Annotated in this window: 1 protein-coding gene; it reads right to left on the bottom strand. The window is 60.7% G+C overall.

Annotated elements, in window-relative coordinates:
• Nucleotides 1–247, bottom strand: a 247-nt coding sequence (locus PU683_RS20785; protein WP_277174509.1) for a TonB-dependent receptor domain-containing protein, incomplete at both ends; no start/stop codon positions are given.

The following is a 247-nucleotide window of genomic DNA, read 5'->3' as shown; positions in this document are numbered from 1 at the left end:
CGCGGCATTGTAATTGCCGGCCGCGGCGAATTTGCTCTGGTCACGATCGCCGCCGTTGAGGTTCGACGAGCAGCCGTTGATGTTCTGGACCAGGAAGACGGTGCCGTTGAACGTGTTGAGCTGGAAGTTCTTGAAGTCCTGCAGGAACGCCGCGGCGGTCAGCGTAAACGGTCCGGTCGCGTATTTGGCGCCGATTTCATAGGCGTTGACCGTTTCCGGCGCGAATTGCAGCGCGTTGACCAGCGCC

The organism is Candidatus Kosakonia sp. 282A-S69 (assembly GCF_029433855.1).
Lineage (GTDB): Bacteria > Pseudomonadota > Gammaproteobacteria > Enterobacterales > Enterobacteriaceae > Kosakonia > Kosakonia cowanii_A.
The sequence above is the reverse complement of the archived record's forward strand: the minus strand, read 5'-3'. Positions and strand labels throughout refer to the sequence as shown.